Annotated in this window: 2 protein-coding genes; both read right to left on the bottom strand. The window is 71.5% G+C overall.

The window, feature by feature from the left end:
- A partial coding sequence (locus PXJ20_RS32600) for a non-ribosomal peptide synthetase (RefSeq protein ID WP_421057488.1) occupies positions 1-3,559 on the bottom strand: 3,559 nt, incomplete at its 3' end.
- Positions 3,560-3,564: 5 nt separating this feature from the next.
- Positions 3,565-5,169, bottom strand: a 1,605-nt coding sequence (locus tag PXJ20_RS32595) for a non-ribosomal peptide synthetase (RefSeq protein WP_421057487.1), incomplete at its 5' end; no start/stop codon positions are given.

The raw sequence follows: 5,169 nt of genomic DNA, 5'->3' as shown, positions 1-5,169 counted from the left end.
CGTCGTCGCCGCGCGCGCGCAGGCGGCGCGCCATTTCCATCGCGACGCATCCGCCCATCGACCAGCCGACGAGAATCAGCGGACTGGCGCCGCGCACCGTCTCCACCTGCGCCAGATAGTCGTCGGCCATCCGCGCGATCGACGCCGGCGGCGTCGCAGCGTCGTCGATGCCGGACGCCTGCAGCGCATGCACCGCATACTCCCCGGCCAGCTGGCGCGCCAGCGCGGCGAACGGCAGCGCGGACCCGCTCGCCGCGTGCACGCACACGACCACCGGCAAGCCGGCGCCCGGCGCGAGCGGCACGAGATTCGCGTGCGCCGGCGCTTGCGCCGCCAGGATGCGCGGCAACAGGGTCCGCACGGTCGGCGCGGCGAAGATGTCGGCCACCTGGGGCCGGTGCCCGAACTCGGTCTCGCACGCGCCCATCAGCCGGAACACGAGCAGCGAATGCCCGCCCAGGTCGAAGAAGCTCTCGGTCACGCCGATTTCACCGCACGCCAGCACGGCCTCGAATACCCGCTTGAGCCGGAGCTCGTGCGCGCCGTCGGGCTGCACGATGTCGCGCGGCAGCGAGCCGCCGCGCTCGCGCCACAGGTCGAGCAGCCCGCGCCGGTCGATCTTGCCGTTCAACGAGGTCGGAATGCGCTCGACGAGCATGATGTCGACCGGCACCATATAGCCGGGCAGCACGGTGGCGACCGACGCGAGCAGCGTCGCGGGGCGCACCGCGTCCGGCGCGGCCGGCACGACGAACGCCACGATCTTGTTCGCGGCCGCGTCGTGCGCGGCCGCCGCGGCGCAATCGGCGACGCCCGGCTCCGCGGACAGCACCGCCTCGATCTCCGCGAGCTCGACGCGCATCCCGCGAATCTTCACTTGCGTGCCGATCCGTCCGAGATGCTCGAGCACACCGTCGGGCCGATAGCGGCACAGGTCGCCGGTCTGGTACATGCGCGAGCCGGGCGCGCCGTACGGATCGGGCAGGAAGCGCTCCGCGGTGAGCGCCGGATTGCGGTGATAGCCGTGCGCGAGCCCGACCTCGCCGCCGATACAGGCCTCGCCCGGCACGCCGATCGGCACGACGTCCAGCGCGTCGTCGAGCACGTAGAGACGGAAGTTGGGCGCCGGACGCCCCAGCGGCACGATCGGCGCGCCGGGCTCCCGCGGCACGATCATGTCGGTCACGCTGCCGGCCTCGGTCGGGCCGTAGCCGTTGATCAGCGTCGCGCTCATCTTCTCGTGGAACGTGTCGCGCAGGCGCGGCGTGACCGGCTCGCCGCCGCACAGCGCCCAGCGCAGGCCGCGCAGCTCGTGGGGGCGCATCTCGTCCAGGATCGCCTGCATCAGCGACGGGATCATGAAGACGAACGTCACGCGATACCGGTCGATCACGTCGATCAGATAGCGGGGATCGCGATGGCTGCCGGGGCGGCATACGAACAGCCGCGCCCCCACGTACAGCGGCCAGAAGATTTCCCAGATCGACACGTCGAAGCCATACGACGTCTTGAATGCGTTCGCCTCGCCCACCTTGAACGGATAGGTGCGCTGCAGCCAGAAGATGTTGGCGATCGCGCCGTCGATCGGATACGCGACAGCCTTCGGGCGCCCGGTCGAGCCCGACGTGTAGAGCAGGTGGACGAGCCGGTTGGGCGCGGCGTTGCACGGCAGGTTGTCGATCGGGCAGGCGGCCCAGCGCGCCGCATCGGCGGCCGCGTCGATCACCTGCCAGCGTCCGGCGGGGATGCGCGGCCGGATGTCGCCGTCGACGAACACGACGGCTGGGTCCGCATCGTCCAGCATGTAGGCGATGCGCGCATCGGGAAGCTCGGGATCGAGCGGCACGTAGGCCGCGCCCGACTTCGCGATGGCGTAGAGCGTGACGACGAGCGCGAAGCTGCGCTCCATGCACACCGCGACGAAGTCGCCGCTTCCCACGCCGAGCGCGCGCAGGTGATGCGCGAGCCGGTTCGCGCGCTCGTTGAGCACGCGATATGTCAGCGCACCGTCGTCGCTGACCAGTGCGATCGCCTCCGGCGTGCGCCGCACCTGCTCTTCGAACGGCTGGGCCATCGTGCGGTAATCCAGCGCCGGCCGCTCGTAGGCGTTGAGTTCGTGCAGGATCCGCTGCCGCTGCGCCGGCGGCACCAGCGCATGCGCGCGCAGCGGCGCGGCTGGCGCGCGCACGACGGCGTCGAGCAGGTCCGCGTACATCGCGACGAGGCGCTCCATCGTCGCCGCGTCGAACAGGTCGGCCGCGTATTCGACGAAGCCGGCGCCGCCGGCGGGCGTGTCGAACAGCGAGAACACCAGGTCGAACTTGGCGGTGCCGGAATCGAAGACCCAGTCGCGCGGCTTGCCGGGCTCGTCGCCGACGAAATCGCCCGGCGTGTTCTGCAACGCGAACATGGTCTGGAACACCGGGTTGTATTGCAGCTCGCGCGGCACGCGCAACTCCCCCACCACGCGCTCGAACGGAACCGCCTGGTTGTCCTGCGCCTCCTCGTGCGTCAGGTGGACGCGGTCCAGCACGTCCTCGAACGTCGCGGCGTCCGACAGATCCGTGCGCAGCGCCACGGGATTGACGAAGCAGCCCACCACGCGATCCAGCTCGACGCGCTCGCGTCCGGCGAACGGCGCGCCGACGATCACGTCGTGCTGGCCGGTCAGGCGCGACAGCAGCGCCTTGTACGCCGCCAGCAGCACGACGAACAGCGTGGTTCCGCGCGCCTGCGCCAGCGCCTTGGCGAGTTGCATGGTCGCGAGCGGCAGCATGCACGGAACGGTGTGCCCGCGACGGGTCGGCTGCGCGGGGCGCGGCCGGTCTTTCGGGATATCCAGCACCGGCAATTCGCCGCCGAGCTTCGCCGTCCAGTAATCGAGCTGACGGCGCTCGCGCGCCGGATCGGCGTTCGCGTGCTGCCACGCGACGTCGTCGATGAAGCGGCACGCCGGGGCCGGGCCCGGCGCCTTCCCGGCCAGCAGCGCGTCGAGATCGGCCAGCAGCAGGCCCATCGACCAGCCATCCGCGACGATGTGATGGACGATCAGCAGGACCAGCGTTTCTCCGGCGGGCAACCGCATCGCCTCCACCCTGAACAGCGGCCCCTGGTCGAGCGGCAACGGCGCGGCGACGCTCGCGCTGCCGCGCGCGCAGATCTCGGCGTGCGCCTGCGACGGGTCGAGACCGGCAAGGTCGTGCCACACGATCGGCGCGACCGGGTCGTCGCAGAGCGTCTGGCACGGCGTATCGTCGCGCACCTCGATGCGCAGGCGCAACGCGTCGTGCCGCTCGACGAGCCGCCGGAGCGCATCGCGCAGCTCCTGCTCCGGAATGATCCGGGGATAGGCCAGGACCTCGTAGCTGTTGTACTCCGCGCTGGTTTCGTAGAGGCGGCACATGAACCACATCGGCGCCTGCGATGGCGAAAGCGGCACGCGCTGGCCGGGCGGCACGCGCGGCGGCATGGCCGACGCCGCGCCCGCATCCGGGCTCGACGCGAGCAGCCGCTCGAACAATTGCCGGCGCGCATGGTCTTGCCTGCGGTCGGATTCCATCATGTTCATGCTCCGTCGTTTCTGAGTCGTTCCGCCACGTCCGCGTCGGACAGCGAGGCCACCAGGCGCTCGAGCCGATCCAGCACGACGACGGCCAGTTCCTTGATCGTCGGCGCGGCGAAGAACTGCCGCACCGACACGTCGATCTCGTAGCGCTTGCGAATGCGCGACAGGACCTGCACGGACTTCAGCGAGTTGCCGCCGACCGCGAAGAAGTTGTCGTTGCGGCCGACCATGCGGATGCCGAGCACTTCGCACCAGATGTGCGCCAGATGCGCCTCGAGGCCCGGTTCGGGTTGTTCGTCCGGGGTCGCGCGCGCCTCGAAATCCTCCGGTCGGGGCGCGGGCAGGCGGCGGCGGTCGAGCTTCCCGGACGGCGTGAGCGGAAGCCGGTCGAGGAACAGGTACGCCTCCGGCAGCATGTAGCGCGGCAGGATCGCCTGCGCGTGGCCGGCAATCGTGTCCGCCACGTCGCCGTCGCCGTCGCCGACCAGGTACGCGACGAGCCGGTTCGAGCCGGTTTCGTCCGGCCGCGCGACGACCGCGCACGCGCGCACCGCCGGATGCCGCCGCAACGCCGCCTCCACCTCGCCGGTCTCGACGCGGCAGCCGCGGATCTTGGTCTGCTGATCGAGCCGGCCGAGATACTCGAGGGCGCCGTCCTCGTGCTCGCGCACCAGGTCGCCGGTCCGGTACAGGCGTTCGCCCGGTTCGAGCGGGAACGGATGCGGGACGAAGCGCTCCGCGGTCAGCCCCGGCTGACGGTGATACCCGCGCGCCAGACCGCCGACGCCCGCCACGCACAGTTCGCCCGGCACGCCCGCCGGCACCGGATTCAACCCCGCGTCCAGCACGAACAGCCGGTAGAGGCCGATCTGCCGCCCCATCGGCACGAAGCCCGGCGACACGGACGGGGCGTTCGCGGGGGCGAACTCGCAGGCGGCGACCTCGGAGGTCTCGGTCTGCCCGTACATGTTGTGCAGCTCGCAACCGAAATGCGCGGCGAAGCGCGCCGGCAGGTCGGGCGGCACCGCTTCCCCGGACAGTTGCACCCAGCGCAGGTCCGGATACGCGCGCGGCGCCGCCGCGCCGAGATAGGCCTCGAGCATCGACGGCACGAAATGCGCGAACACGCAGCCCGGCCGCGCCATCAGCGCGCCGATGTGGGCCACGTCGGCTTCCATGCCCGGATCCGCCATCAGCACGGTTGCCCCTGCCATCAGCGGCCCGAAGATCTCCCAGATCGCGACGTCGAAGATCAGCGGGGTCTTCTGCAGCACCCGCTGCCCCGCCGCGAGCGCATAGCGCCGCTGCAGCCACGCGAGGCGGCCGAGCGCACAGCGATGGTCGATCACGACCCCTTTCGGCGCGCCGGTCGATCCCGACGTGTAGTACACGTAGGCCGCCTGACGCGGATCCGCGGGCGGCGCCTGCCGCTGCGCGCCGCCGCCCGCGTGCGCCGCGCCGATCTCGAGCACGGGCACGCCCAGCCCGGCGAACCGGTCGGCCTGCGGCGCATGCGCGAGCAGCAGGACCGGCTCGGCGTCGGCGAAGATGCGCGCCACCCGTTCGGGCGGGAACCCGGCGTCCAGCGGCACGAACGCCGCCCC

Origin of the sequence: Paraburkholderia sp. A1RI_3L, assembly GCF_048957895.1 — a bacterium.
In the GTDB taxonomy this organism is placed as follows: Bacteria; Pseudomonadota; Gammaproteobacteria; order Burkholderiales; family Burkholderiaceae; genus Paraburkholderia; species Paraburkholderia kururiensis.
This window is presented reverse-complemented; position numbering and strand designations above follow the sequence as displayed.